A 23,965-nucleotide genomic window follows, 5' to 3' on the forward strand; every position below is an offset into this window, starting at 1 on the left:
ACCATCAATTCACCAGCGCCGCAATCAGCTTCTCCAGCGCGGGCGTCGCCTGCTGTTGGTCATAGACGATATACAAATCTGCGGGTATGCGTTCTTCCAGCGGACGAAACACCACCCCCGGCCACGTCATTTGCGCATAGCTATCAGCGATGAGCGTAATACCTATCCCCATACTGACCATCGCCAGAACCGTTTGCGGCTCCATCACTTCACGGATAATCATCGGTGAGAATCCGGCGCTCTGGCACACGCGCTGCAAAAACGTCCAGTCGGTATGTATTGAAGGCATGGTGACAAAATATTCGTTACGCAACGCCGCAAGCGGGGTCGCCTTACGCGCGGCAAGCGGATGCTCTTCCGGCATGGCCACCAGAAAAGAGGATTCGTGCAAGCGCAGGCTGGTAAATCCAGGAGAAGGCGCTGTCGCCATCCGCCAGACGCCGGCGTCCAGCTCGCGTCGTTCCAGCATCGCCATCTGCATGGCGGGCATGTTCTCGCGGAAAAGCACCTCTACGTTAGGGTTCTCTTTCAAAAAACGCCGCATCACCGGACGCATTTTTCCCCACATAGCCGTACCTATCACGCCAAGCTCTACCCGTCCCGCCTCACCCCGCCCAATCTGTTCCACGCGCGCCAGCGCCTGATTCGCGCTGGAAAGCAGACGACGCGACTCCTCCATCAGGATTTTTCCTGCGTGGGTCAACGCCACGCTGCGGGAGTGGCGAACAAACAGCAGCGTGCCAAGCTGCTGCTCCAGGTCTTTAATGTGAATGCTGAGCGGAGGTTGCGACATGTTCAGACGGGCCGCCGCACGACCAAAATGCAGCTCTTCTGCAACAGCCAGAAAATAGCGCAATAACTTCAGATCGATACGATGCGTGCGTTCCATGGGTCATGCGCTCCTGAGGCATAGAGATAATGCGCAAAGTTACCACACTGCATCAGAAAAAATGAAACGGCGGAACATGTGCCCGCCGCGGAAGAGGATTAATGCGTCAGCGCTTTTTTCATTAACTTCTCAGGTTCATGTTTATATTTGAAGAACGCGGCAAAAGTAACCGCCAGCAGCAATGAATAGGCCGCGAACACCAGCCAGATGGTCTGCCACTCTTTTACGCCATCAACAGAGAAGTAATCCACGGCCATGCCGCTGAGAACCGAACCTACCCATGCGCCAACACCGTTCACCATGGTCATAAACAACCCCTGCGCGCTGGCGCGAATATGCGCCCCCGCCTCTTGCTCTACGAACACCGACCCTGAAATATTAAAGAAGTCGAATGCGCAGCCGTAAACGATCATCGACATCAGCAGCAGAACAAAACCGAACGGAGACGGATCGCCAAAGGCAAAAAAGCCAAAGCGCAGCGTCCACGCCAGCATACTCATCAGCATGACCGTTTTAATGCCAAAGCGTTTCAGAAAGAACGGAATGGTGAGAATAAAGGCGACTTCCGCCATCTGCGAAACCGAAAGTAAAACAGAGGGATAGCGTACGACAAAGCTGTCGGCAAACGCCGGGTTGCGGGCGAAATCATGCAGAAAGGGGTTACCGAAGACGTTGGTTATTTGCAGTACCGCCCCGAGCATCATCGCGAAGAAAAAGAAAATGGCCATCCGCGGATTTTTAAACAATACGAATGCATCCAGTCCCAGCCTCGCGGCCAATGTGGCGCCAGATTTCTTCTCGGTCACAGCAATTTTCGGTAGCGTAAGCGCATAAATCGCCAGTAATAACGACGCGGCAGAGGCGATATACAGCTGCGCGCTGCTCAGCTCCAGCCCCATCAGGCTCACCGTCCACATGGCGACAATAAAACCAAGGGTGCCAAATACGCGAACAGGAGGAAACGCGGTCGCCGGATCCTGGCCGGACTGCGCCAGACAGGAATAGGAGATGCTATTAGACAACGAGATAGTCGGCATATAGGCCATCGCGTTAATCAGCATTACCCAGAACATCATCTCCGGATCGGTGACGGTCGTTGCATAAAGAAGCACTCCCGCGCAGACCAGGTGGCAGAGCATATAGGCCCGTTCTGCACGTAGCCATTTATCGGCAACGATCCCCATAATGGCGGGCATGATAATGGCTGCCAGCCCTTTGGAGCTATAGACAATGCCGACATTTGCCCCGGTGAAATGCAGTGTGTTTATCATGTAAGAACCCAGGGTGACCAGCCAGCTACCCCAGATAAAATATTGCAAAAACGACATGAGTTTTAAGCGAGAGGCGATACCCATTTTTCCGTTCCTTGCCATTAAAGTAAGACCCCGCAAGCGGGGTCAATATTTATTATTTTTTCAGGCCAGTTTGCGTAAGAAGCCGCAGATCAGGTTAATAAAGTTCTGCCGGGAGAGTTCGGCCGCCGCCAGGGTTTGCGCGTGAGATAGTTTCACATCGCCGAGGCCCTCAGCCAGATTGGTAATGGCTGAGACGGCCACCACTTTCAGCTCGCAATGGCGGGCAGCGATGACTTCCGGTACGACGGACATCCCCACCACATCGCCGCCGATAATCTGCATCATGCGAATCTCAGCCGCCGTTTCAAAATTCGGCCCGGGATAAGAGACAAATACGCCTTCAGTCAGCGGAAACCCCTCCTCCTCAGCTACGCGCTGCAGAACGGCGCGGTAATCCGCGTCATAGGCGTTGGCCAGGGAGAAGAAGCGTTCGCCGAAGCGCTCATCATTCAGGCCCACCATTGGCGTACCCGGCATCGTGTTAATATGATCGCTGAGCGCCACCAGACTTCCCGGTCCCACTTCCGGACGTAAAGAACCGGCCGCGTTAGTACAAAACAGCAGTTCACACCCCAGCAGCTTTAGCGTCCGGATGGCATCAGTCATCACCGTCATGCCCCGACCTTCATAGAAGTGCCCACGCCCTTTCATGCAGGCAACGGGTACGCCGGCCAGATTTCCAAGCACCAGTTCGCCGGCATGGCCGTGCACGGTACTCACCGGAAAGCCGGGCAGCTTTTCGTAAGATATCGCCACCGCATCTTCAATTTGTTCCGCCAGCGCCCCGAGACCCGACCCCAGGATAAAGGCCACCCGCGGCGTAAAATCCGGCTTATATCCGCGAATAATATCGGCGCTATACCAGGGATTCTGTGAGAAAAGCGTGTCGCTCATAAGCTGTCCTTAAAACTGAAAGATCGATAAAGTGATTGGCTACCATGCTGTTATAACGATGCTACGCAATCGATTACCAATACAGTTTTCCCGGACGTTTGATATTAAAAAGCTATTGATTTCATTTCTGATACAAGGGGTCGTTTTCGCGTAAGGCGGTCAACTGGCCAGCCTGCTGCCGCACCACCTCCCACAGCGCCTCTGCGGCTGTCGATAGCGAGCGGTTTTTACGCCGCGCCAGCATCAGCTGGCGTTCCACCACCGGGGTGAGTCGCTTCACCTGCAGATGACTTCCCTGAGGGAGCGGCAGCGCTAACGCAGGTAGGATGCTGATGCCTATCCCCGACTCAACCATTGGAAATAGCGTGGCCGGATGACCGATTTCCTGCACGATATTTGCGGTAACGGCGAATCCCGCGAGCGCGGCGTCAATCAGCGGCCGGCTGCCAGAAGCATAATCCTGCAACACCAGCCGCTGGTCATGCAGCGCATGCCAGCTCACCGCGTCCCTTTTAGCGAAAGGGTGATCGCGACGGCAAAGCAGCAGGAAAGGTTCAGCGAGAACCGCCTCACACTGCAAATCGGTCGCTGCGCCAGGGTCGATAACAATGCCAAAATCCACTTCTCCCTGACGGATGCTCTCCAGCACCCACTGCTGGGGGCGATCGTGCAGAACGAAATCTATCTCCGGATAGCGACGGTTGCTGTAGGCGATGCACTGCGGGATCAGATGGGCGGAAATGGTCTGGCTGGCCGCCACCCGCACGGTTCCCATAAGCTGCTGCCCGACGCGCCCGGCCTCACGCAACGTGCCGTTTAACTCATCCAGCAGGCGCTCAAGCCGGGCCGCCAGCTGCTGTCCGGCTTCCGTGAGCACCACTTCGCGCGTCGTTCGGTCAAGCAGGCGTACGCCGGTCTGATGTTCCAGCTCTTTCACGCTGTGGCTTACCGCTGACTGACTCAGGCCAATACTCTCCCCTGCCCGGCTAAAGCTTTTGACGCGAGCAACGGTCACAAAAACCTTCAACTGACGTAGCGAATAATTCATCTCTTTTTTTCATGAATAGATGCAATAAATCGATTTTATTTCTCAAACTAAAGAAAGCACAATAGCGACATCGATTTTCAGGAGCGTTTATGAAATTTTTCCGCATTCTTGATCCATTCACCCTGACGTTAGTCACCGTCGTCCTGCTGGCCTCCTTTTTTCCTGCGCGCGGCGGATTTGTCCCCTTCTTTGAACATTTAACCACCGCCGCCATCGCGCTGCTTTTCTTTATGCACGGCGCCAAGCTCTCCCGTGAGGCGATCGTTGCCGGGGGCAGCCACTGGCGTTTACATCTCTGGGTCATGTGCAGCACATTTATCGTTTTTCCCGTACTTGGCGTGCTGTTCGCCTGGTGGGCGCCCGTTAACGTCGATCCGGCGCTCTATACCGGGTTTATTTATCTCTGCATTCTTCCCGCCACCGTCCAGTCAGCCATTGCGTTTACCTCTCTGGCGGGCGGCAACGTGGCGGCTGCGGTATGCTCGGCTTCGGCCTCAAGCCTGCTGGGGATCTTCATTTCGCCACTGCTGGTCGGCCTGTTGATGAACCTGCACGGTGCGGGGGGGAGTCTGGAGCAGGTTGGCAAAATCATGCTGCAGCTGCTGCTGCCGTTTGTGCTGGGACATCTCTCTCGTCCGTGGATTGGCAACTGGGTGGCAAAGCATAAAAAGTGGATCTCGAAAACCGACCAGACCTCCATCCTGCTGGTGGTCTATTCGGCGTTCAGCGAGGCGGTTGTTAACGGTATCTGGCACAAAGTCGGCGTCGGTTCGCTGCTGTTTATCGTTATTGTCAGCATGGTGCTGCTGGCGATTGTGATTGCGATTAACGTCTTTGTGGCGCGCAGGTGCGGGTTTAATAAAGCGGATGAAATTACGATTGTCTTTTGCGGGTCGAAAAAGAGCCTGGCGAACGGCATTCCGATGGCCAACATTCTCTTCCCGACCTCTATCCTGGGGATAATGGTGCTGCCGCTGATGATCTTCCATCAGATTCAGCTTATGGTCTGTGCGGTGCTGGCGCGGCGCTATAAGCGCCAGGCCGAAGCGTTACAGGCGCAGGAGAAAAGCCGCGCCTCCGAAGCCTAACGCGGGCGCTTAAGGGGCTCGACCAGGCTGGTCAGCCCCTCCGTTTTAATCAATAGCGTTAATGCCATCAGCTCGCCAAGATGCCCGGCGGGAAATTGATCCTTACGGGCAAACCACAGCAAATACTCTTCCGGCACATCGATTAAGCGCCGCCCTTTGTATTTACCAAACGGCATTTCCGTATTGGCAATCTCAATAAGCTGATCTTTATCCACGCGACTCTCCGAGCAAACGCAGCATTTCGTCTTCATCGATCACCGCAATTCCCAGCTCCTGCGCTTTGGCAAGCTTAGAGCCCGCCGCCTCCCCGGCGATGACCAGGTCGGTCTTCTTCGACACGCTGCCCGCCACCTTCGCCCCCAGCGCAACCAGCCGGGCTTTCGCATCGTCACGGGAGAGCTGACTCAGGCTACCGGTCAGAACCACCGTTTTGCCGGCAAAGGGGCTATCAATCTCTTCCGCATTGACCACGACCGGCGCCGGCCAGCGGACGCCTTCTTTACGCAGCTGAGCAATCACTTCGCGGTTGCTCTCTTCGGCAAAGAAATTACGCACGTGCGTGGCAACCACAATCCCGACATCGGGCACTTTTTGCAGATCGTCAATTGAAGCCTGCTCCAGCGCCTCAATGGTGCCAAAATGGGCCGCTAAACCGGCTGCCGTCGCCTCACCGACTTCGCGGATCCCCAGCGCATAAAGGAAACGGGCAAAGGTGGTCTCTTTGGACTTCTCCAGGGCATCCACCACGTTCTGCGCTGATTTGGGCCCCATGCGATCGAGCCCGGTGAGTTTACCCGGCGTCAGTTGGAAGAGATCGGCCGGCGTATGCACGTACTCTTTTTCAACCAGCTGATCGATGATTTTATCGCCCATACCGTCAACGTCCAGGGCGCGACGGGAGACAAAATGCTTGAGCGCTTCTTTACGCTGGGCGCCGCAGATCAGACCGCCGGTACAGCGCGTCACCACTTCGCCTTCCACGCGTTCAACGTCGGAATGACATACCGGACAATGGGTGGGGAACACGATCTCACGCGTCTCCTCCGGGCGTTCTGAGAGCACGACGTTCACGACCTGAGGGATAACATCGCCGGCGCGGCGAATGACCACCTTATCGCCGATACGCAGCCCCAGACGCTCGATTTCATCAGCATTATGCAGCGTCGCGTTGCTGACCAGGACCCCGGCGACGTGTACCGGCTCCAGACGCGCAACCGGCGTGATGGCGCCAGTGCGCCCGACCTGAAACTCAACGTCGCGCACGAAAGTCATCTGCTCCTGCGCCGGAAACTTAAACGCCACCGCCCAGCGCGGCGCGCGGGCTACGAAGCCAAGCTGTTCCTGCAGCGCCAGCGAATCGACCTTGATGACCACGCCGTCGATATCAAACCCCAGCTTCGGCCGATCCTCTTCAACCTGGCGATAGTAAGTAAGCACTTCCTCTGGCGTATGGCAGAGCTTTACACGCTCGCTGACCGGCAGCCCCCAGGACTTAAACTGCTGCAAGCGCGCCGAGTGGCTGGCAGGCAGCTCGCCGCCTTCCAGCACGCCCACGCCGTAGCAAAAGAAAGTGAGCGGACGCTTCGCGGTAATTCGCGGATCGAGCTGGCGTAAAGACCCCGCCGCCGCGTTACGCGGGTTAGCAAAGACTTTACCTCCGGTTCGCCGCGCCTCTTCATTAATTTTTTCGAACCCTGCCTGCGGCAGGAACACCTCTCCGCGCACCTCAAGCCGCTGCGGAATATTGTCACCGCGTAGCTTCAGGGGAATCGCGCGAATGGTACGCACGTTCGAGGTAATATCTTCACCGGTCGTTCCATCGCCGCGGGTCGCCGCCTGCACCAGCAGGCCGTTTTCATAAAGGATACTGACCGCCAGGCCATCCAGCTTGAGCTCGCAGCAGTAAGTCAGGTTATCGGTATTTTTCAGGCGATCCTGTACCCGCTTGTTGAACGCGAGGAAGCTCTCCTCATCAAAAACGTTGTCCAGCGACAGCATCGGGACTTCATGGCGAATCTGGCTAAAAGAGGCTAACGGTGCGGCACCGACGCGCTGGGTGGGCGAGTCCGGGGTGATCAGCTCAGGGTGCTGAGCTTCCAGCTCGCGCAGTTCGCGCATTAACCGATCGTATTCCGCATCAGGGATTTCCGGCGTATCCATGACGTGGTAGAGATATTCATGATGGCGAAGCGTGGTTCGCAGTTCAGTCAGTTTTTGTTCGTTCGATTCCATATCACACCATCAATGATAAAAAACCCCCGACGGGCGGGGGTTCAGGATAAGTAGATGAAACGCAAGAAGATGAATCAGGCGTTAGCCTCTTTCACTTCACGAATTCGGTCTTGATATTCACGCAATTTTTGCGGCGTCATCATACGACGCTGGTCATCCAGCACTACGCCGCCGACTTCATCGGCAATGTACTGCGCGGACTGCAGCATCAGCTTAAAGTTTTGCAGTTCATCGCCAAAGGACGGAACCTGCATAAAGATAGTCACCCCGGGCGTCATCATATCCGCCATGCTGTCAGGATTGAAGGTGCCAGGCTTAACCATATTGGCCAGACTGAAGAGCACCTGACCGCTGCCGTCCGGGCTGAGGTGGCGATGGAAAATATTCATATCGCCAAATTTGAAGCCCGCCTGCTGGATGCTATTGATGAGTAGCTCGCCATTGAGCTGCGAACCGTGATGCGCAGCGACGTTCATCACGATGACCGTCTCCTTACGCTCTTTAGGCTGCGGCGCGGCCTGCTGCGGCTCAGGGGCCTGAGGTTCCGGCGCCGGCTGCGGCTCTGGAGCGGCGGCAGGTTGTTGAACCGGCTGCTGCACATGCTGAACGGGCTGCTGCGCATGCTGAACGGGTTGCTGCACATGCGGAACGGGCTGCGGCTGCGGCTGTACCGGCTGCTGAGGCGGCACAGCGCGCTGCGGCTGCTGGACCGGGGCCTGGGCGTGAACGGGCTGATGTTGCGGCGGCTGCGGTGCACGGACAGGCTCTTCCGGGCGCACAGGTGGCTGTTGCACCTGACGCTCATAAGGAGGCTGATACTGGTGCTGCGGCTGACGAGGTGCTTCATGCTCCCCATGAACGCCATTCGGCGCATGACTGGTCCGATGAACCCGGACTTCACCAACGCCTTCAACATCGTCATCAAAGTCGTCGCCTTCCGACGCTTCATCGTCGCGAGACTTCATACGTTTCAGTGGGCGATCGCGAAACATCGAGGAGCGTTCTTTACGGCTGGTCCAGAAACCGTGCACCAGTAAAGCGATTATGGCGATCGCGCCAACAATGATTAATATCAGACGCAAATCCTGCATCATTATATTCTCTGTTGTTCTAACACCTTGCCACCACGGCAAACATTTACTCACTAAGAGTATTTGCCGATTACATCAAGTGCAAGTGCGTCGGGGGCTTTCACTACATAAAGATGAACTAAATCGTGCTTTTTGCTGTTTTTTCGAACATTTCCTAACTGGTTATTGTCTGCTAACCCGATAAAATAGCCCGGCATTCAGCCTGGATGTCAAAAAAGGAGCATTACCTGACTATGGTTTCATCATCCGTAACGACCCCGCGCAGTGGCGTCTATTATTTTTCGCAGGGTTGGAAGCTGATCGGGCTGCCGGGGATCCGTCGATACGTATTCCTCCCTTTACTCGTCAACATTATTCTGATGGGCGGCGCATTCTGGTGGCTGTTCACGCGTCTGGACAGCTGGATCCCTTCGTTGATGAGCCATGTTCCTGAATGGCTGCAATGGCTTAACTATCTGCTGTGGCCCATGGTGGTCATTTCTATTCTGCTTGTCTTCGGCTACTTCTTCTCGACAATCGCCAACTGGATTGCCGCGCCCTTTAGCGGCCTGCTGGCCGAGCAGCTTGAAGCGCGCCTGACGGGCGCGACGCCGCCGGATGTCGGGGTTTTCGGCATCCTGAAAGATGTGCCGCGCATCATGAAGCGCGAGTGGCAGAAGTTCGCCTGGTACCTGCCGCGGGCCATCGTCCTTTTGCTTCTCTACTTTATCCCCGGTATCGGCCAGACCGTCGCCCCCGTGCTGTGGTTCCTGTTCAGCGCCTGGATGCTGGCGATTCAGTACTGCGATTACCCTTTTGATAACCATAAGGTGCCGTTTAAAACGATGCGTCAGGCGCTGCGCACGCGTAAAGTGACCAATATGCAGTTTGGCGCCCTGACCAGCCTGTTTACCATGATCCCGGTGCTAAACCTGGTCATCCTGCCCGTCGCGATTTGCGGCGCGACGGCGATGTGGGTCGATTGCTACCGTGACAAACACGCCATGTGGAAGTAGCGCTATCGCTTTCGGAGCGGCTTATGCCGCTCCTTATTACTTCTGGCTTGCCATTATTTCTCTTCTGAATATAGATATGCTAAATCCTTACTTCCGCATATTCTTTAAGCGGGTATGCTGAAGCCGTACTCCCAAATTTCATACAGTTAAGGACGGGCCATGAGTAAGATTTTTGAAGATAACTCCCTGACTATCGGCCATACGCCGCTGGTACGACTGAACCGCATCGGTAACGGACGCATCCTGGCAAAGGTAGAATCTCGTAACCCGAGCTTTAGCGTAAAATGCCGTATCGGTGCCAATATGATTTGGGATGCCGAAAAACGCGGCGTGCTGAAGCCCGGCGTTGAGCTGGTGGAACCGACCAGCGGTAATACCGGTATCGCGCTGGCGTATGTGGCTGCGGCGCGCGGTTATAAACTGACGCTGACGATGCCGGAGACCATGAGCATCGAACGCCGCAAGCTGCTGAAGGCCCTGGGCGCTAACCTGGTGCTGACCGAAGGCGCCAAGGGGATGAAAGGCGCCATCCAGAAAGCCGAAGAAATTGTCGCCAGCAACCCGGAAAAATTCCTCCTGCTCCAGCAGTTCAGCAACCCGGCAAACCCGGAAATTCATGAAAAAACCACCGGCCCGGAAATCTGGGAAGATACCGATGGTCAAATCGACGTATTCATCTCCGGCGTCGGTACTGGCGGTACGCTGACCGGCGTGAGCCGCTATATCAAAGGCACCAAAGGTAAAAAAGATCTGATTACCGTTGCCGTTGAACCTACCGACTCCCCGGTTATCGCCCAGGCGCTGGCAGGCGAAGAGCTGAAGCCAGGCCCGCACAAAATCCAGGGTATTGGCGCAGGCTTTATCCCAGGCAACCTGGATTTGAAGCTGGTGGATAAAGTAGTGGCTATTACCAATGATGAAGCCATTTCCACCGCCCGTCGCCTGATGGAAGAGGAAGGCATTCTGGCCGGCATCTCTTCCGGCGCTGCCGTTGCCGCTGCGCTGAAGCTGCAGGAGGATGAAGCCTTTACCAACAAGAATATTGTGGTTATCCTACCCTCTTCAGGTGAGCGCTATTTAAGCACCGCATTGTTTGCCGATCTCTTCACCGAGAAAGAACTGCAACAGTAATGCCAGCTTGTTAATATCGTGTAAAAAAGCACCTTTTCAGGTGCTTTTTTGTGGCGCACATCAAACTTTTACCCCTCCTGGCATTGATTCACTTCGTTGGGTCTGGTATTTAACCAGCACATTTATTTCGATGCGCGAAATTATTCCGATTTGGATTTCCATAAGCTGAATCGATTTTATGATTTGGTTCAAGTCTTCCTTTAGCGGCATAATGTTTAATGACGTGGTAGACGTTAACGGCCTGAAGGTTTCCACAGCGATTTTCCGCTGATGGTGCCGGAGCCGGATACGTGATGCCGGCGCTAACGATACAGGCTAAAGTTTGGCCGTTAGGCTAAACTTTAGGTCCACAACACTAAACCTATAAGTTGGGGAAATATAATGTTCCAGCAAGAAGTTACTATTACCGCTCCGAACGGTCTGCACACCCGCCCTGCTGCTCAGTTTGTTAAAGAAGCAAAAGGCTTCACTTCTGAGATCACTGTAACCTCCAACGGCAAAAGCGCCAGCGCCAAAAGCCTGTTCAAACTGCAGACTCTGGGCCTGACCCAGGGTACCGTTGTCACTCTCTCTGCCGAAGGCGAAGACGAGCAAAAAGCAGTTGAGCATCTGGTAAAACTGATGGCTGAACTCGAGTAAGTTCACGGGTTCTTTTTAATATCAGTCACAAGTAAGGTAGGGTTATGATTTCAGGCATTTTAGCATCCCCGGGTATCGCTTTCGGCAAGGCACTTCTGCTGAAAGAAGATGAAATTGTCATCGACCGGAAGAAAATTTCTGCCGATAAGGTTGATCAGGAAGTTGAACGTTTTCTGAATGGCCGCACCAAGGCCTCCGCCCAGCTGGAGGTCATCAAAACCAAAGCTGGTGAAACCTTCGGTGAAGAAAAAGAAGCCATCTTCGAAGGGCACATCATGCTGCTGGAAGATGAGGAGCTTGAGCAGGAAATCATAGCCCTGATTAAAGATAAGCATATGACTGCCGATGCGGCAGCCAATGAAGTTATCGAAGGTCAGGCTACTGCCCTGGAAGAACTGGATGACGAATACCTGAAAGAGCGTGCCGCTGACGTACGCGACATCGGTAAGCGCCTGCTGCGCAACATCCTCGGTCTGGCCATCATCGATCTGAGCGCGATTCAGGATGAAGTTATCCTGGTAGCCGCTGACCTCACCCCGTCTGAAACCGCACAGCTGAACCTGAACAAGGTGCTGGGTTTCATCACCGACGCGGGCGGTCGTACTTCCCATACCTCTATCATGGCGCGTTCCCTTGAACTGCCGGCCATCGTGGGCACCGGTAGCGTAACTAGCCAGGTGAAAAACGGCGATTATCTGGTTCTCGACGCGGTGAATAATCAGGTTCTGGTTAACCCGAGCGACCAACAAATCGAAGAACTGCGCAACTTGCAGGCTCAGGTCGCTGAAGAGAAAGCGGAACTGGCTAAGCTGAAAGACCTGCCGGCCATTACGCTGGACGGCCATCAGGTTGAAGTCTGCGCCAACATCGGTACCGTACGCGACGTTGAAGGTGCCGAACGTAACGGCGCGGAAGGCGTTGGTTTGTATCGTACAGAATTCCTGTTCATGGACCGCGACTCGCTGCCGACTGAAGAAGAACAGTTCGCAGCATACAAAGCCGTTGCCGAAGCGTGCGGCTCGCAGGCGGTTATCGTTCGCACCATGGACATCGGCGGCGACAAAGAGCTGCCGTACATGAACTTCCCGAAAGAAGAGAACCCGTTCCTCGGCTGGCGCGCAGTGCGCATCGCCATGGATCGCAAAGAGATTCTGCGCGACCAGGTTCGTGCCATCCTGCGCGCTTCCGCTTTCGGTAAACTGCGCATCATGTTCCCGATGATCATCTCTGTTGAAGAAGTGCGTGCACTGAAGAAAGAGATCGAAATCTACAAACAGGAACTTAAGCTCGAAGGTAAAGCTTTTGATGAGGCAATTGAGATTGGCGTGATGGTGGAAACCCCAGCCGCTGCGACAATTGCGCGTCACTTAGCCAAAGAAGTTGATTTCTTTAGTATCGGTACCAATGATTTAACGCAGTATACTCTGGCAGTTGACCGTGGTAATGATATGATTTCACATCTTTACCAGCCAATGTCCCCGTCCGTGCTGACGCTGATTAAGCAAGTTATTGATGCTTCTCATGCTGAAGGCAAATGGACTGGCATGTGCGGTGAGCTTGCGGGCGATGAACGTGCTACACTTCTGTTGCTGGGTATGGGTCTGGACGAGTTCTCTATGAGCGCCATTTCCATCCCGCGCATCAAGAAGATTATCCGTAACACGAACTTCGAAGATGCGAAAGTATTAGCAGAGCAGGCTCTTGCTCAACCGACAACGGACGAGTTAATGACGCTGGTTAACAAGTTCATTGAAGAAAAAACAATCTGCTAATTCACGAGATGCGCGGCCCAAATTACTGCTTAGGAGAAGATCATGGGTTTGTTCGATAAATTGAAATCTCTGGTTTCTGATGATAAAAAAGACACCGGAACTATTGAGATTGTTGCCCCGCTCTCTGGCGAGATCGTCAACATTGAAGACGTGCCGGATGTAGTTTTTGCGGAAAAAATTGTGGGTGATGGCATTGCTATCAAACCTACTGGCAACAAAATGGTTGCGCCGGTAGATGGTACCATCGGTAAAATTTTTGAAACCAACCATGCTTTTTCAATCGAATCTGATAGCGGCATTGAACTGTTCGTTCACTTCGGTATTGATACCGTTGAGCTGAAAGGCGAAGGCTTCAAACGTATCGCCGAAGAAGGCCAGCGTGTGAAAGTCGGCGACCCGGTTATCGAATTCGATCTGCCGCTGCTGGAAGAGAAAGCCAAGTCTACCCTGACTCCGGTTGTTATCTCCAACATGGACGAGATCAAAGAGCTGATCAAACTGTCCGGTAGCGTAACCGTGGGTGAAACACCGGTTATCCGCATCAAGAAGTAATTCTTGCCGCAGAAGAATGGCGCCTCTCGGGCGCCATTTTTTTATCTCGCCGCTTTAAACGGCCGATAGCACTTCTCCCGCGAAAGTATTTTCATCCCTTCCGGGCCGCTTTCCAGAATCCGCTTCTCGCTGTCAGAAACCTGTAAATCACACTGATATCCGCCAACGGCGCCAAATAAAGAGCCCACTTCGCAGACATCCTCAAGGGCTTCGCTGCCGGTGGTCTCAAAATGGCCGACGACTCTTCCCTGCTGACGCACCACTAAACGATAGCTCTTCATTCTCCCTCCCTACGCGGCGGAAGAATGAGCTCATCGCAGCCCTGTTCATTGGTCCAGGTCATAACCGCCAGCACCCGCTGTGCGGCAGCGTGGGCGGCCTCGCCCAGCGGCATTCCGCATACCAGGCCGCTCGCCAGCTCGGCGCAAAAAAGGTCGCCCGTTCCCTTCAGATCGGTTTCAACGCGCGGATGTTCAACCACCTCGACCGACTGCGCGCTAACCACCAGCACGTTGATCGTGGCGCTATTTTCTCCCGGCGCGCTGGTGATAACGACCCATTTCAGTGAATCAGAGAGCAGACTACGGGCGGCAATAATCGCCTCCTGCTGATTATGGCAAGGCAGACCGCTTAGCGTCTCCAGCTCAAACAGATTGGGCGTGATCCCCTGCGCCAGCGGGAGCAAATGCGTACGATAGGCTTCAGGGATCTCGGCCTTGACGTAGATGCCGCTATCCACATCGCCAATGACGGGATCAACGAGAATACACAGTTCAGGATGCTGCTCGCGAATGCGCAGCAGCCATTGCGCCAGACGCTTAATCTGCACGGCGCTGCCCATATAGCCGGTCGTTACCGCCCGCAGCTCGCGCAGGGCGTCACGCTCCTCCAGCGCCTTTAAATAGCCGGCAAACCACTCTTCCGGGATAACGCCGCCATAGTAAGTATCATAGTGCGGCGTATTGCTGAACAGCACCGTCGGCACCGCGATGACCCGCAGGCCGTGCTGCTTTATCGCCGGTATCGCAATACTGTTGCCTACGCTGCCGTAGACCACCTGCGACTGCACGGCCACAATATCGACCTGAAGCGCCCGACTTTTATCGTTGAAGAGCACCGATTGTATTTCATCTTGCTGGCCCATCCTTTCTCCCCCCGCTGGACAGCGGGTCATACTCTGATTATCATTCGTCCTATGCTAAAATTCATTTTGTCATAGGTCAATAATGATCGTTGGAAAAACTGCCAGTGAGATCTTCGATAGCATCCGCCATCTGGTACAAAGCGGCGCACTCAAGCCTGGCGATGTTTTACCGCCGGTCCGCGAGCTGGCGGGCAAGCTGTCGGTTAACCGCAATACCGTCGCTGCCGCCTATAAGCGACTGGTGACCTCTGGCCTGGCTATCAGCCAGGGGCGTAATGGTACCGCCATAAAAACCCATAATACCCTTCCCGCCCTTGAAGGTGGCGATCCCTCTTCGCCGCTGAAGGATATCTCCAGCGGCAATCCCGACCCCACTCGCCTGGCAAACATCAAGCACTATCTCGGCGCAATTGCGCCAGCGCCTCGTCTGTACGGCGATGCGGCGGTTGAACCACGGCTGGCCGCGTGGGCCAGTCGCTGGGTTAACAACGATGTGAACCTGGATGCCGATATTAACCTTGCCAGCGGCGCTGTCGATGCGCTTGAGCGCCTGCTGTGCGCCCTGCTGCTGCCCGGCGATAGCGTGGCCATCGAAGACCCCTGCTTTCTCAGCAGCATCAATATGCTGCGCTACGCCGGTTTTAGCCCTTCGCCGGTACCGGTCGACGGGGAAGGCATGCAGCCTGAGGCCCTTGAAGAGGCGCTGCGCAACGGCGCCCGGGCGGTCATTATTACCCCGCGCGCGCACAATCCGACCGGCTGTAGCCTCAGCGAATCCCGCGCCCGGGCAATACGCGAAATACTGGCCCGCTATCCGCAGGTTCTGGTGATTGTAGACGACCATTTCGCGCTGCTCTCCGCCACGCCCTGGTACTCCCCTATCGCCGCGGAAAGTCAGCGTTGGGCGCTGGTACGCTCCCTGTCAAAAACCCTGGGACCCGATTTGCGTCTGGCCATCGTCGCCAGCGACGCTGACACGTCGGCGGCGCTGCGAGTGAGGCTTAATTCCGGTAGCCAGTGGGTCAGCCATCTGTTGCAGGATCTGGTCATCGCCTGCCTTAACGACAACACCTTTATGGCCTCTCTGGCGGAAACCCGGCGCCACTATCGTCAGCAGCATGAAAAGCTGATTGCCGCCCTCGCCAGCCGCGGAATCACCCACCTGACGCCGGGAGACGGCCTTAATTTTTGGTTCCCGCTGGAAGAGCCGAGCCAGCCGGTAGCGCTCCGTCTGGCGCACGCCGGCTGGCTGGTTCGCGAAGGCGAAACGTTCGGCATTCGCGCCCCTTCGCACGGGCTGAGGCTGTCGCTTGCGACGCTCAGCGACAATGAAATGAATAAGCTCGCCAATGACTTATACCAGATATTACAACAACAGTGACGGGAGTTAACGCTATGCAGATCCACTTTATCGTCCATGAAGTCTTTGAAGCGCCGGGAGCTTACCTGCACTGGGCGCAGGCGCGCGGCTACGGTATCAGCTGGTCGCGGGTATACGCGGGGGACAGGCTACCGGAAAACGCCAACGCTTTTGATATGCTGGTTGTGCTCGGCGGTCCGCAGTCGCCGCGCACGACATTATCTGAGTGCCCCTGGTTTGATAGCCACGCCGAGCAGCGTTTGATTGCGCAGGCCATTGCCGCAGGACGGATCGTGGTAGGGATATGCCTCGGCTCGCAGCTTATCGGTGAAGCGCTGGGCGCGCCGGTCATGCAAAGTCCGGAAAAAGAGGTGGGTCACTATCCCATCACGCTCACCACCGCGGGCCTGCAGGATGACAAACTGGCCCATTTTGGCCCCTCGCTGGTCGTCGGCCACTGGCATAACGATATGCCAGGCCTGACCCCGGAGGCAGAAGTGATGGCCTCCAGCGAAGGCTGCCCGCGGCAAATTGTGAAATACAGCGACCGGGTTTATGGCTTCCAGTGCCACATGGAGTTTGATGCTGAGGTCATTGAGCTGCTGATCGCCCATTCGCAGCAGGAGCTTAGCGCCGCCAGAGGCAGGCGTTTCATTCGTAGTGAACAGGAGATGCGTGCCTGGGATTATCGCGAAATGAATGAGAAGCTGTGGGCGTTTCTTGATAAGCTGACGGCAAAGTAAGCAAAAGGCTCTTATTAAAGCCCGACAATTCGAGGATCGCCAGAAATGCACAATCCCAACCCACAGCTTAAAGCCGCCATCGAAGCCTGCGATCGCGCTATCTCCCAGGAGGATTACGCGACACTGATGGAGTATTACGCTGAAGACGCCGCGCTGGTCGTCAAGCCAGGCATGGTGGTGCGGGGCAAAGAAAATATCCGCAACGCGTTTATCGCCATTGCCGACTATTTCCAGCACCGGCTGGTGGTGACGCAGGGAAAAATGGAGATTATCGAAGGCGGCGGCAATGCGCTGGTGATTATGGAGACCCGGCTGGATATCCCGACGGCGGAAGACGGGATAACACAGGTCACGCGGCGCGCAACCTATGTCTTTCGTCAGCAGGGCGAACGCTGGCTCTGCACCGTGGATAACTCCTACGGTACGGACCTGCTCGACGCGCCCGAGGTTTAAATTCCCGCGCCCTGGGTAAAGTGCTCTTCGCCAAATACGCCGGTAGAAAGGTAGCGATCGCCGCGATCGCAAACGATCGCTACCACTACCGCGCCAGGATTTTCACCCGCCACGCGTAGCGCGCCCGCCACCGCGCCGCCGGAACTGACGCCGCAGAAAATCCCCTCCTTCACCGCCAGCATCCGCATGGTGTTTTCGGCATCCTGTTGATGGATATCGAGCACCGCGTCCACCAGCTGTGCGTTAAAAATGCCCGGCATATATTCGGCAGGCCAGCGGCGAATTCCGGGAATACTGCTCCCCTCTTCCGGCTGCAGCCCCACGATACTCACCGCTTTATCCTGCTCGCGCAGAAAACGCGATACGCCGGTAATGGTGCCGGTGGTGCCCATACTGGAGACAAAATGGGTGATCCGCCCGTCGGTCTGCTGCCAGATTTCCGGCCCGGTAGTGGTGTAGTGTGCGTACGGGTTGTCCGGGTTGTTGAACTGATCGAGCAGCTTGCCTTCGCCGCGCTGCGCCATGGCTAACGCTAAGTCACGCGCGCCTTCCATTCCCTGCTCTTTGGTGACCAGAATCAGCTCCGCACCGTAGGCGCGCATGGCGGCACGGCGCTCCTGGCTCATGTTGTCCGGCATCAGCAGCTTCATCTGATAGCCTTTAAGCGCGGCGATCATCGCCAGCGCAATGCCGGTGTTGCCGCTGGTCGCTTCAATCAGCACATCTCCGGGTTTAATCTCTCCGCGCTTTTCGGCCTCGACAATCATCGACAGGGCCGCCCTGTCTTTCACCGACCCCGCCGGATTGTTGCCTTCAAGTTTGACCCAGATTTCGCTGCCGTTGTCCGGCCCCATGCGCTGCAGTTTGACCAGAGGCGTGTTGCCGATTGTTTGTTCTAATGTATTCACGGTTTTGCCCAATAAAAAGCCCGGTAAGCATTACGCCACCGGGCGAAAAACATACGCGATAACCTATCAGGCTGACTCCGCCAGAGCAATATCCTCGCGCGTCTCAATGCGTTCCTTCCCGTGATAAATACGGGCATGCTGCAGACCGACAAACAGGCGCTCTCCCCGGTGCGGCGGGACGTCGTCGCGCATGACCACGGTCAGCGGCTCGGTATACCAGCCCAGCGGTTGTACCACCAATTGCGTGTAGTGACCTTTAGGGCTAGCTTCCAGCACCTGCACCGGCAGCGGTGAATCGAGGCTGGTTCGGCGGCTGACGTCCACTTCCCACGGACGCAGGAACAGATCGACCGGCCCCTGATGCGCGGAGGTATAGCCCAGCGGCCAGCGGTGCGCGCCCACGTGGAATTGTCCGCCGCGAATGGTGCCCTGCAGACGGTTCACCTCGCCCATAAATTCCAGCACAAAGCGGGTCGCCGGTTCGCGCCAGAGCTGCTCCGGCTCGTCAACCTGCTCAATGTTCCCCTGGCTCATCACCACCACGCGGTCGGCAACTTCCATCGCCTCTTCCTGATCGTGGGTAACGAAGACGCTGGTGAACTTCAGCTCTTCATGCAGCTGACGCAGCCAGCGACGCAGCTCTTTACGCACCTGGGCGTCCAGCGCGCCGAAGGGTTCATCCAGCAGCAGTATCTGCGGTTCAACGGCTAACGCACGCGCCAGCGCCACGCGCTGCTTCTGCCCGCCGGAGAGCTGTGCCGGAAAGCGATCCGCCAGATGCGCAAGCTGTACCATCTCCAGCAGTTTGGTCACTTTCGCTTTGATGGCCGCCGCATTCGGGCGCTCGCGGCGCGGCAGCACGGTCAGGCCAAACGCAATATTGTCGAATACGTTCATATGGCGGAACAGCGCGTAATGCTGGAATACAAAGCCCACCTTACGATCCCGGGCATGCAGACGGCTCACGTCGGTGCCGTGAAAGCGGATGTGCCCGCTGGTCTGATGCTCAAGCCCGGCGATAATACGCAGCAGCGTGGTTTTACCGGAGCCAGACGGCCCGAGCAGCGCCACCATTTGTCCGGAAGGGATATCCAGCGAGATATCATTCAGCACCTGGGTGCGACCAAAAGACTTCTTAATATTGGCAATCTCAATGCTCATGATTTCCCTCCTGATGCTGACGTTTTTCCTGATTTTCTAAACGCCACTGCACCACACTCTTCAAAAACAGGGTCAAAATAGCCATCAGCGTCAGCAACGCGGCGGCAGTAAAGGAGCCGACAGTATTGTAGTCCTGCTCCAGCAGCTCAATCTGTAGCGGCAGCGACAGGGTTTCACCGCGAATAGAGCCGGAGACGACGGAAACGGCGCCAAACTCGCCAATCGCGCGGGCGTTGGTCAGCACCACGCCGTAAAGCAGCGCCCAGCGGATATTCGGCAGCGTGACGCGGCGGAACATCTGCCAGCCTGATGCGCCCAGCAGCACCGCCGCTTCGTCTTCGTTGCTCCCCTGGCTTAACATCACCGGCACCAGCTCGCGCACCACAAACGGGCAGGTCACAAAGACCGTCACCAGCACCATGCCCGGCCAGGCGAACATGATCTGCAGGTTGTGCTCATCCAGCCAGCCGCCCAGCGGCCCGTTGGAGCCATAAAAGAGCAGATAAACCAGGCCCGCTACCACCGGCGACACGGCAAAAGGAATATCCAGCAGGGTCAGCAGCAGCTGACGTCCCGGGAAGTTAAAGCGCGTCACCAGCCACGCCAGCAGCGTGCCGAACACCAGGTTCACCGGCACGGTGATCAATGCAATCAGCACGGTCAGCCAGATGGCGTGCAGCATATCCGGGTTCGCCAGGTTTTCCAGCGCCGGCATCAGCCCCTTGCTGAAGGCCTGAACGAAGATATACACCGTCGGCACGACGAGAATAAACGCGGAAACCAGCACGCCCGCACCGATCAGAAACCATTTACCCCAGTTGATGCGGGGCGCATCGTATCGCTTCAATTGCGTAACTTCCGCCATCAGTGACCTACCACACGTCGACCAAAGCGACTTTGCAGAGTGTTAATCGAGTACAGCAGCAGCAGCGAGGCCGCGAGGATCACCGAAGCAATCGCGCTCGCCGCCGGGTAATCAAACTCCTGCAAACGGATAAAAATCATCAGCGAGGTCACTTCCGTTTTCCACGCAATGTTGCCGGCGATAAAAATCACCGCGCCGAACTCACCGAGGCTGCGGGTAAAGGACAGCGCAACGCCCGCCATCAGCGCCGGGGAGAGCTCCGGCAGCACCACCTTGCGAAAGCTCTGCCAGCGCGTGGCGCCCAGGGTTTCCGCCGCTTCTTCATATTCCGGGCCCAACTCTTCCAGCACCGGCTGCACGGTACGCACCACAAACGGGATGCTGGTAAAGGCCATGGCCACCGCGATACCGAGCCAGGTATAGGTGACTTTAATATCAAATTTCGCCAGCCACTCGCCGTACAGCCCGTTCACGGAGAAGAGCGAGGCGAGGGTTAAGCCGGCAACGGCCGTCGGCAGCGCAAACGGCAAATCCATCAGCGCATCAAGCAGCGTGCGGCCCGGGAAGCGGTAGCGGGTTAAGATCCACGCCATCAGCAGGCCGAACACGCCGTTAAAAATGGAGGCGACAAACGCCGACAGCAGCGTCACTTTATAGGCCGCCACCACCTGCGGGTTGGTCACCACGTCCCAGTACTGCGCCCAGCTCATCTGGGCAAGCTGCATCACCAGCGCGCTGAGCGGCAACAACAGGATCAGGCAGACGAACAGCAGGCTGGTCCCGAGGCTTAAGGTAAAGCCCGGCAGCACGCGTTTAGTCGATACTGCAAACATTACTTACGCCCCGCCGCCAGCAGTTTGTCCAGCTCACCGCCGCTGGCAAAATGGGTTTTCATCACATCAGGCCAGGAGCCAAATTTATCTTCCACGCGGAACAGTTCAGTCTGCGGGAATTTATCTTTCAGTTTGTTCATCACGTCCGGGTTATTCACGCGGTAGTAGTAATCGGTAATGATGGTCTGCGCCTGCGGGCTGTACAGGTAGTTGAGATAGGCTTTTGCCGCTTTCTCGGTACCGTTGGCCTGGACGTTTTTATCCACCCACGCCACCGGGAACTCGGCCAGGATGTTGGTCTTCGGGATAACCACCTCAAAGCCCTGCGCTTCATACTGTTTGCGGATGTTATTCACTTCCGATTCGAAGCTGATCAGCACATCGCCCAGACCGCGCTCGGCGAAGGTCGTGGTAGCCCCGCGACCGCCGGTATCAAACACTTCGACGTTTTTCAGGAACTGGGTCATGAACTGCTCGGTTTTCGCTTTATCGCCGCCGTCAGCCTTGTCCGCCGCGCCCCACGCCGCTAAATAAGTGTAACGCGCGTTGCCGGAGGTTTTTGGGTTCGGGAAAATCAGCTTCACGTCGGAACGCACTAAGTCATTCCAGTCGTGGATATTCTTCGGGTTGCCTTTACGCACCAGGAAGCCCATGGTGGAGTAAAACGGCGAGCTGTTATTCGGCAGACGGCTTTGCCAGTCGGCGGGGATCAGCTTGCCTTTGTCGTGCAGAATCTGGACATCGGTCACCTGATTGTAGGTCACCACGTCGGCCTTCAGCCCTTGCAGGATCGCCAGCGCCTGTTTTGATGACCCGGCATGAGATTGTTTAATCGTCAGCTTATCGCCGCCGTTATCTTTCGCCCACTGCTGTTCGAACTGCGGGTTAAGGGCGGCAAACAGCTCGCGGGAAACATCGTAGGAACTGTTCAGCAATTCCGTCGCCTGCGCCTGCGCAACCAGCAGCACAGAAGCAGCCAGCGCCAGATATCCTTTTTTTAGTGATTTAACGGCCATTGCGCACCCTTATCAATATGATGATTTTCTGCTGATCATCATATTTATAACGGCTATGAAAGGAGTAACGGTTTTATATACCGTTTGGCGATTTGGAAGTCGAAAAGAGAATAAGGGAATGGCAAAGCTTATCTGAATCACGCATGCAGAACCGGAAAACGTTCGACGCCTGCCGGCCGCGCCGAACGGTTCCCTCTCCCCGCAGGAGAGGGTCAGGAGGAGATCTTACAGCGCCAGCAGTCTATCCAGCGAAGGCGCGAAGTAGTATCCGCCGGTCACCGGTTTGGTAAAACGCAGCATCGCGTCGCGCTTACCGTCGGTATCGCCGAACATGCTCAGCAGCTGCTGTTCAATATTGTGCAGACGCGCGCAGTAGGCGCAAAAGTAGAGGCCGTGGGTGCCGCTGACGGTACCGTACGGCAGGCTCTGACGCACAATCTTCAGCCCTTTACCTTCTTCTTTCAGATCCACGCGGCTCAGGTGAGAGGTATCCGGACGATCGTCGCCGTCAATCTCTTCGTTGGCTTCTTTGGTACGGCCGATCATCATCTCCTGATCGGGAACGCTCATGCGATTAAGCTGCTTGAGGTTGTGCTCCCAGCGCTGCACAAATACGTAGCTGCCGCCCGCATCGACGCCATCCTGAATCACCGCCACTTCACGGCGGGTCTCTTCCCCCGCCGGGTTTTCAGTACCGTCGACAAAGCCGCTCAGATCGCGCTCTTCAATCCAGCGAAAGCCGTGAATCTCTTCTTTGACATCAATCGCTGCGCCAAAAGCGGACAGGGCCGCCTGAGCGACAGAAAAATTCAGCTCATGCTGCGCGGACAGAATGTGGATTAGCACATCATACTGGGTGGCCGGGGCCAGACCTTTGCCGTAGGACGGGAAGTCTTTTAGCTCTTCAGCCCCGACGCCACCGCTTAGCTGACGCCAGACGTTATGGCCAAAAGCGACCACCGCCCCCAGCTTCGCTTCCGGGTATTTCACCTGAAAGGTGGCTAACTTATCGGCAAACACCTTGCTGGCTTCGCGCAGGGCGTCAACATCGCCTTTGACATTTGCTTCAATCCAAATCGCCGCACGGCAATGTTCCGGCAAAATGCCGCTCTGAACCTGAGACATCGCTCCTCCTGAAATAGTACAACCACAACGCTGTGGCTTTTTAAGGCGCTATTGTACCCGCTTTTTCAGGACCCCGAATCACTTCAGATCAAATTAGCGACGCCAGATAATCTTGCTCACCTTCCAGTTTTTCAGTGTGTCGTCGGAGGGCATTAGCTCTTCAGGGCCGCTCCAGTTGCCGGTGAAGGCATAGCTGATATGCTGGCTACCCTCGGCCTTGCACTCCACCACGGCACCGTTATCGTTGCTGCCTTTCTGGCAGTTGCCAAACGCTTTGCTGTAGATATCGCTGAACGGGGTACCGATTTTCACGCCGCTGGCGGCTTTGATATTGCTATCGCGCACGTCGATGCGGCTAATAGTCCCGCTCTCGCCGTTGATGGTCAGCGCGACCTTGTCATCTTTTAACGCTTCGAAATAGCGCACAATATTGCCGTTAGCCGTTTTCATGCCGCTGCGCAGGCGGTAGCTGCTGCCGAGCGCGTCGCCGATCGCCTGCTCGCTCAGCGCCGTTGACGCTGTCAGGTTGCCTACGCCCTGTTCGCTCACCTCCATAGAGGAACCAAACCAGTTCCACGGATAAGCCGCCGACCAGTTCACCGAGCTCATCGTTGAGCAGCCGGTTAAAGCCAGCGGTAGTGCGCAGAGAAGTAAACGTAGCGATTTCATGA

The 23,965-nt window shown here is 56.0% G+C and carries 25 protein-coding genes; 9 read left to right on the plus strand and 16 right to left on the minus strand.

Annotated features, from left to right (window positions below; genetic code table 11):
* Positions 1–4: 4 nt before the first annotated feature.
* The 4 genes from BJF97_RS20990 to BJF97_RS21005 form a co-directional block, all read right to left on the minus strand.
* A complete protein-coding gene (locus tag BJF97_RS20990) occupies positions 5–889 on the minus strand; it encodes a LysR family transcriptional regulator (protein ID WP_014839156.1) in 885 nt (294 codons plus the stop codon).
* A 98-nt stretch (positions 890–987) separates the two neighbouring features.
* Positions 988–2,244 (minus strand): nucleoside permease, encoded by a 1,257-nt coding sequence (locus BJF97_RS20995; protein WP_014839157.1) that lies wholly within the window; start codon positions 2,242–2,244, stop codon positions 988–990.
* A gap of 60 nt (positions 2,245–2,304) precedes the next feature.
* Positions 2,305–3,138, minus strand: coding sequence for a xanthosine phosphorylase (xapA, locus tag BJF97_RS21000; protein ID WP_014230309.1), 834 nt, complete (start codon positions 3,136–3,138; stop codon positions 2,305–2,307).
* Between the two features lie 121 nt (positions 3,139–3,259).
* Entirely contained in the window at positions 3,260–4,186 is a 927-nt protein-coding gene (locus BJF97_RS21005) for a LysR family transcriptional regulator (RefSeq protein WP_032693079.1), read from the minus strand.
* Positions 4,187–4,275: 89 nt separating this feature from the next.
* Here BJF97_RS21005 and BJF97_RS21010 point away from each other — a divergent pair, with 89 nt between their 5' ends.
* A complete protein-coding gene (locus BJF97_RS21010; protein ID WP_004852990.1) occupies positions 4,276–5,274 on the plus strand; it encodes a bile acid:sodium symporter family protein in 999 nt (332 codons plus the stop codon).
* Here BJF97_RS21010 and BJF97_RS21015 read toward each other — a convergent pair.
* From BJF97_RS21015 to zipA, 3 genes are all read right to left on the minus strand, one after another.
* On the minus strand, positions 5,271–5,489 hold the full coding sequence (locus BJF97_RS21015) for a DUF3820 family protein (RefSeq protein ID WP_004123346.1): 219 nt from the start codon (positions 5,487–5,489) through the stop codon (positions 5,271–5,273). The genes BJF97_RS21010 and BJF97_RS21015 overlap by 4 nt on opposite strands.
* On the minus strand, positions 5,482–7,506 hold the full coding sequence (gene ligA / locus BJF97_RS21020) for an NAD-dependent DNA ligase LigA (protein WP_032693084.1): 2,025 nt from the start codon (positions 7,504–7,506) through the stop codon (positions 5,482–5,484). Before ligA ends, BJF97_RS21015 begins: the two co-directional genes overlap by 8 nt.
* 74 nt (positions 7,507–7,580) lie before the next feature.
* Complete coding sequence (gene zipA, locus BJF97_RS21025; protein ID WP_032693086.1) at positions 7,581–8,600, minus strand: cell division protein ZipA; 1,020 nt, start codon at positions 8,598–8,600, stop codon at positions 7,581–7,583.
* A 230-nt stretch (positions 8,601–8,830) separates the two neighbouring features.
* On the opposite strand from zipA, the gene cysZ reads away from it, so the two are divergent.
* The 5 genes from cysZ to crr all read left to right on the plus strand — a co-directional run bounded on the left by cysZ (position 8,831) and on the right by crr (position 13,686).
* Positions 8,831–9,592, plus strand: coding sequence for a sulfate transporter CysZ (cysZ, locus tag BJF97_RS21030; RefSeq protein WP_009654873.1), 762 nt, complete (start codon positions 8,831–8,833; stop codon positions 9,590–9,592).
* Positions 9,593–9,751: 159 nt separating this feature from the next.
* The gene (gene cysK, locus BJF97_RS21035) at positions 9,752–10,723 is read left to right on the plus strand and encodes a cysteine synthase A (RefSeq protein ID WP_032693088.1); all 972 of its coding nucleotides are present in this window, start codon (positions 9,752–9,754) and stop codon (positions 10,721–10,723) included.
* 381 nt (positions 10,724–11,104) lie between these two features.
* Positions 11,105–11,362: a phosphocarrier protein Hpr gene (gene ptsH / locus BJF97_RS21045; protein ID WP_002913505.1), complete on the plus strand. Its 258-nt coding sequence runs from the start codon at positions 11,105–11,107 to the stop codon at positions 11,360–11,362.
* Between the two features lie 44 nt (positions 11,363–11,406).
* Positions 11,407–13,134, plus strand: a complete 1,728-nt coding sequence (ptsI, locus tag BJF97_RS21050; protein WP_032693091.1) for a phosphoenolpyruvate-protein phosphotransferase PtsI — start codon at positions 11,407–11,409, stop codon at positions 13,132–13,134.
* 42 nt (positions 13,135–13,176) lie between these two features.
* A complete protein-coding gene (crr, locus tag BJF97_RS21055) occupies positions 13,177–13,686 on the plus strand; it encodes a PTS glucose transporter subunit IIA (RefSeq protein ID WP_000522253.1) in 510 nt (169 codons plus the stop codon).
* A gap of 41 nt (positions 13,687–13,727) precedes the next feature.
* Here the strand turns inward: crr and BJF97_RS21060 are convergent, their stop codons facing one another.
* Together BJF97_RS21060 and pdxK are read right to left on the minus strand one after the other, a co-directional pair.
* Complete coding sequence (locus BJF97_RS21060) at positions 13,728–13,967, minus strand: hypothetical protein (RefSeq protein ID WP_004104337.1); 240 nt, start codon at positions 13,965–13,967, stop codon at positions 13,728–13,730.
* Positions 13,964–14,830, minus strand: coding sequence for a pyridoxine/pyridoxal/pyridoxamine kinase (pdxK, locus tag BJF97_RS21065; protein WP_032693092.1), 867 nt, complete (start codon positions 14,828–14,830; stop codon positions 13,964–13,966). The genes BJF97_RS21060 and pdxK overlap by 4 nt, the downstream gene beginning before the upstream one ends.
* An 82-nt stretch (positions 14,831–14,912) precedes the next feature.
* Here pdxK and ptsJ point away from each other — a divergent pair, with 82 nt between their 5' ends.
* The 3 genes from ptsJ to BJF97_RS21080 are packed head-to-tail and all read left to right on the plus strand — an operon-like array spanning position 14,913 to position 17,386.
* Entirely contained in the window at positions 14,913–16,211 is a 1,299-nt protein-coding gene (gene ptsJ, locus BJF97_RS21070; protein ID WP_070082979.1) for a MocR-like B6 salvage transcription factor PtsJ, read from the plus strand.
* Between the two features lie 14 nt (positions 16,212–16,225).
* Positions 16,226–16,933, plus strand: coding sequence for a type 1 glutamine amidotransferase (locus BJF97_RS21075; RefSeq protein ID WP_009654866.1), 708 nt, complete (start codon positions 16,226–16,228; stop codon positions 16,931–16,933).
* 45 nt (positions 16,934–16,978) lie between these two features.
* Positions 16,979–17,386: a YybH family protein gene (locus BJF97_RS21080; protein WP_032693094.1), complete on the plus strand. Its 408-nt coding sequence runs from the start codon at positions 16,979–16,981 to the stop codon at positions 17,384–17,386.
* Here BJF97_RS21080 and cysM read toward each other — a convergent pair.
* From cysM to BJF97_RS21115, 7 genes are all read right to left on the minus strand, one after another.
* Positions 17,383–18,294, minus strand: coding sequence for a cysteine synthase CysM (gene cysM / locus BJF97_RS21085; RefSeq protein WP_014230319.1), 912 nt, complete (start codon positions 18,292–18,294; stop codon positions 17,383–17,385). The two genes, BJF97_RS21080 and cysM, sit on opposite strands and share 4 nt — an antisense overlap.
* 66 nt (positions 18,295–18,360) lie before the next feature.
* Complete coding sequence (gene cysA, locus BJF97_RS21090) at positions 18,361–19,455, minus strand: sulfate/thiosulfate ABC transporter ATP-binding protein CysA (RefSeq protein ID WP_014230320.1); 1,095 nt, start codon at positions 19,453–19,455, stop codon at positions 18,361–18,363.
* Positions 19,445–20,320, minus strand: coding sequence for a sulfate/thiosulfate ABC transporter permease CysW (cysW, locus tag BJF97_RS21095; protein WP_014230321.1), 876 nt, complete (start codon positions 20,318–20,320; stop codon positions 19,445–19,447). Before cysW ends, cysA begins: the two co-directional genes overlap by 11 nt.
* On the minus strand, positions 20,320–21,153 hold the full coding sequence (gene cysT / locus BJF97_RS21100) for a sulfate/thiosulfate ABC transporter permease CysT (RefSeq protein WP_004123378.1): 834 nt from the start codon (positions 21,151–21,153) through the stop codon (positions 20,320–20,322). Before cysT ends, cysW begins: the two co-directional genes overlap by 1 nt.
* Positions 21,153–22,169: a thiosulfate/sulfate ABC transporter substrate-binding protein CysP gene (gene cysP, locus BJF97_RS21105; RefSeq protein ID WP_014230322.1), complete on the minus strand. Its 1,017-nt coding sequence runs from the start codon at positions 22,167–22,169 to the stop codon at positions 21,153–21,155. Before cysP ends, cysT begins: the two co-directional genes overlap by 1 nt.
* A 225-nt stretch (positions 22,170–22,394) precedes the next feature.
* Positions 22,395–23,294 carry a Dyp-type peroxidase gene (locus BJF97_RS21110; RefSeq protein ID WP_032693095.1) on the minus strand — a complete coding sequence of 300 codons (900 nt, stop codon included), beginning with the start codon at positions 23,292–23,294 and terminating at the stop codon, positions 22,395–22,397.
* Positions 23,295–23,387: 93 nt separating this feature from the next.
* Positions 23,388–23,963 (minus strand): RpoE-regulated lipoprotein, encoded by a 576-nt coding sequence (locus BJF97_RS21115; protein ID WP_014839169.1) that lies wholly within the window; start codon positions 23,961–23,963, stop codon positions 23,388–23,390.
* Between the last annotated feature and the right edge of the window lie 2 nt (positions 23,964–23,965).

The organism is Klebsiella sp. LTGPAF-6F (assembly GCF_001753185.1).
GTDB classification, from domain to species: Bacteria; Pseudomonadota; Gammaproteobacteria; order Enterobacterales; family Enterobacteriaceae; genus Klebsiella; species Klebsiella michiganensis.

Coding starts and splice junctions, on each gene's coding strand:
- BJF97_RS20990 (WP_014839156.1), bottom strand. CDS start 889: ATGGAACGCACGCATCGTATCGATCTGAAGTTATTGCGCTATTTTCTG.
- BJF97_RS20995 (WP_014839157.1), bottom strand. CDS start 2,244: ATGGGTATCGCCTCTCGCTTAAAACTCATGTCGTTTTTGCAATATTTT.
- xapA (WP_014230309.1), bottom strand. CDS start 3,138: ATGAGCGACACGCTTTTCTCACAGAATCCCTGGTATAGCGCCGATATT.
- BJF97_RS21005 (WP_032693079.1), bottom strand. CDS start 4,186: ATGAATTATTCGCTACGTCAGTTGAAGGTTTTTGTGACCGTTGCTCGC.
- BJF97_RS21010 (WP_004852990.1), top strand. CDS start 4,276: ATGAAATTTTTCCGCATTCTTGATCCATTCACCCTGACGTTAGTCACC.
- ligA (WP_032693084.1), bottom strand. CDS start 7,506: ATGGAATCGAACGAACAAAAACTGACTGAACTGCGAACCACGCTTCGC.
- zipA (WP_032693086.1), bottom strand. CDS start 8,600: ATGATGCAGGATTTGCGTCTGATATTAATCATTGTTGGCGCGATCGCC.
- cysZ (WP_009654873.1), top strand. CDS start 8,831: ATGGTTTCATCATCCGTAACGACCCCGCGCAGTGGCGTCTATTATTTT.
- cysK (WP_032693088.1), top strand. CDS start 9,752: ATGAGTAAGATTTTTGAAGATAACTCCCTGACTATCGGCCATACGCCG.
- ptsH (WP_002913505.1), top strand. CDS start 11,105: ATGTTCCAGCAAGAAGTTACTATTACCGCTCCGAACGGTCTGCACACC.
- ptsI (WP_032693091.1), top strand. CDS start 11,407: ATGATTTCAGGCATTTTAGCATCCCCGGGTATCGCTTTCGGCAAGGCA.
- crr (WP_000522253.1), top strand. CDS start 13,177: ATGGGTTTGTTCGATAAATTGAAATCTCTGGTTTCTGATGATAAAAAA.
- BJF97_RS21060 (WP_004104337.1), bottom strand. CDS start 13,967: ATGAAGAGCTATCGTTTAGTGGTGCGTCAGCAGGGAAGAGTCGTCGGC.
- pdxK (WP_032693092.1), bottom strand. CDS start 14,830: ATGGGCCAGCAAGATGAAATACAATCGGTGCTCTTCAACGATAAAAGT.
- ptsJ (WP_070082979.1), top strand. CDS start 14,913: ATGATCGTTGGAAAAACTGCCAGTGAGATCTTCGATAGCATCCGCCAT.
- BJF97_RS21075 (WP_009654866.1), top strand. CDS start 16,226: ATGCAGATCCACTTTATCGTCCATGAAGTCTTTGAAGCGCCGGGAGCT.
- BJF97_RS21080 (WP_032693094.1), top strand. CDS start 16,979: ATGCACAATCCCAACCCACAGCTTAAAGCCGCCATCGAAGCCTGCGAT.
- cysA (WP_014230320.1), bottom strand. CDS start 19,455: ATGAGCATTGAGATTGCCAATATTAAGAAGTCTTTTGGTCGCACCCAG.
- cysW (WP_014230321.1), bottom strand. CDS start 20,320: ATGGCGGAAGTTACGCAATTGAAGCGATACGATGCGCCCCGCATCAAC.
- cysT (WP_004123378.1), bottom strand. CDS start 21,153: ATGTTTGCAGTATCGACTAAACGCGTGCTGCCGGGCTTTACCTTAAGC.
- cysP (WP_014230322.1), bottom strand. CDS start 22,169: ATGGCCGTTAAATCACTAAAAAAAGGATATCTGGCGCTGGCTGCTTCT.
- BJF97_RS21110 (WP_032693095.1), bottom strand. CDS start 23,294: ATGTCTCAGGTTCAGAGCGGCATTTTGCCGGAACATTGCCGTGCGGCG.
- BJF97_RS21115 (WP_014839169.1), bottom strand. CDS start 23,963: ATGAAATCGCTACGTTTACTTCTCTGCGCACTACCGCTGGCTTTAACC.